The following is a 2158-nucleotide window of genomic DNA, read 5'->3' on the forward strand; positions in this document are numbered from 1 at the left end:
TCCAAGTTGGATCATGGTAATCTCTAACTTGGCCATGTTTTGAATGAATTTATTTAATAACATTAATGCAGCGTAAAATGCAGCTGCAACTAATCCAAAAAAGATCCCAAGCAGATCACCTTCTCCAGATGCACTTATGCCATTTCCAACAATCAATAACATACCTAATATCGCAAGACCAATACAAACAATCTTTTTGATAGGTAATTTTTCCTTAAGGATAATTGGTGAGAGAACCATGACAAACACAGGTGCAAAGTAATACCCTAATGTTGCGTTAGTGATTGTTGTATAATCGTAAGATTGATAGAGAAAAATCCAATTCCCTCCTAATGCAATACCAGAAAGAAATAGGGTGGAAGCATTAGTTTTCACTGATTTCCACGAAATGGAATTTTTCAACATAAAAAATACGAACATTAAAAATAGACATCCGATTGAACTACTTAGTAAAGCTGTTTCACTCGAAGATAAATCAATGTATCTTTGCACTAAACCGATCGTACCAAAGATTATCATTGATAATATAAACTGAATGTTAGATTTCATCGTCTACTCCTTCGAATCTGCGAAACAGCTTATATTTCGCAGATTCTTAATCTGTTTTTAATATAAGCTTATTCAGTACGGTTTTAACAAATGGAGTAAACGGTGGTGGCGGTGATGTTGAAAATGGCTTCCAAGTGTTTAATTTTGTATTTGATAATGGCATCATAATTCCCCCCATTTTTTCTATTAATAGATTTTGAAAGTGACAAGTTAAGCATTCCTTCATATAAAGCTGCAATGACAGAAGCTAGGTTGCCTTGTCATTGCTTTAGAAGATGTTGTTCTTGCTTTAATTCATGATGTAAGACCTCACCAATACGTTTTATACCTTCCCTAATTTGTTCTTTCGTTGTATTCGAGTAATTTAGCCGTAATGTGTTCTTTTGTGTACCATTTGGAAAAAATGGAATACCAGGAACAATGGCCACATTATTTTTCAAGCACTCCACAAAGATTTTACTTGAATCAACAGAAGCAGGAAGCTCCACCCAAATAAATAACCCGCCTTCCGGATTGCTGTAGGAGATGTTTTCAGGGAAAAATTGATCGATGCAGGAAATCATCGTTATGCATCTTTCTTTGTATACGGCTTTAATATTTTCAATATGAGCCTCTATATCATAAAGTTCCATATATTTAGCCGTGATCTGCTGTGCAAAGCTGTCAGTGTGTAAGTCTGCTATCTGCTTAAATGCCACGTATTTTTCAATAAATACTTCATCCGCACAAATCCAGCCAAGCCGAAGTCCCGGTGTGAAGATTTTCGAAAAGGTGCTCAGATAAATGACACGGCCTTCTGTATCAAAATATTTTACTGGCGGAAGGGCAGTTCCAGAAAACCGGATAGCTCCGTACGGATTATCTTCCAAAATCAAAACATCATACTGGCTGGCGAGCTCGATCATCCTTTTTCTTCTTTCAAGCTTGAGCGTTCGGCCTGTCGGGTTTTGAAAATCGGGAATGGTATAAATGAATTTTGCCTGGGGATTCTCCTGAAGCCGTTTCTCCAGTGCGTCCATCATCATGCCGTCTTCATCCATCTCTACTTCTACAAAGTTGGCATTGTATACTTTAAAGGCATTGACCGCAGCCAGGTATGTAGGGCTTTCGCAAATGATGGTATCCCCTTCGTCAAGAAAGAGCTTTCCTGTCAGGTCAATAGCTTGCTGGGACCCTGATGTAATCACGATTTGCTGTAAATGGGCTTGAATACCGATCGCATCCATCCGCTTAATGATCGCGTTTCTAAGCGGGATAAATCCTTCTGTTGTACTGTATTGAAGGGAAGCAGGGCCATCTTCTTTAAGAACGGCTTCACATGCCACATTCAGTTCCACCATGGGAAACAGTTCCGGAGCCGGGAGACCTCCTGCAAAAGAAATCACTTCTGGCCGTTCTGTGACCTTTAAGATTTCACGCGTTTCAGAAGATCTAACCAAACTAGCTCTCTTTGCAAATTTGTTGTGCATTTCTAAATGCTCCTTTTAATCATATTGTTTAACAATCATTAGCTGTTTCGTTTTCTTTACTGTATCGAGGCATGATATCCTGCCGATAAATTTGAATTATCATAACACGTACATAAAAAACCATACAATATTATAATTGT

General features: G+C 38.1%; 2 protein-coding genes. Both read right to left on the bottom strand.

All coding sequences use genetic code 11. The features are described 5' to 3' along the window. The coding region (locus tag ACFVSH_RS25830) for a DMT family transporter (RefSeq protein ID WP_387708627.1) at positions 1–549 on the bottom strand (549 nt) is incomplete at its 3' end. Positions 550–809: 260 nt separating this feature from the next. Next, the gene (locus ACFVSH_RS25835) at positions 810–2018 is read right to left on the bottom strand and encodes an aminotransferase-like domain-containing protein (protein WP_387708629.1); all 1209 of its coding nucleotides are present in this window, start codon (positions 2016–2018) and stop codon (positions 810–812) included. Positions 2019–2158 lie beyond the last annotated feature (140 nt).

It is taken from the genome of Peribacillus sp. NPDC058002, from assembly GCF_042886655.1.
In the GTDB taxonomy this organism is placed as follows: Bacteria; Bacillota; Bacilli; order Bacillales; family DSM-1321; genus Peribacillus; species Peribacillus aracenensis.

What these genes read in the sequence shown, in the direction of transcription:
- ACFVSH_RS25835 (WP_387708629.1), bottom strand. Translation starts at nt 2,018, where the DNA reads ATGCACAACAAATTTGCAAAGAGAGCTAGTTTGGTTAGATCTTCTGAA.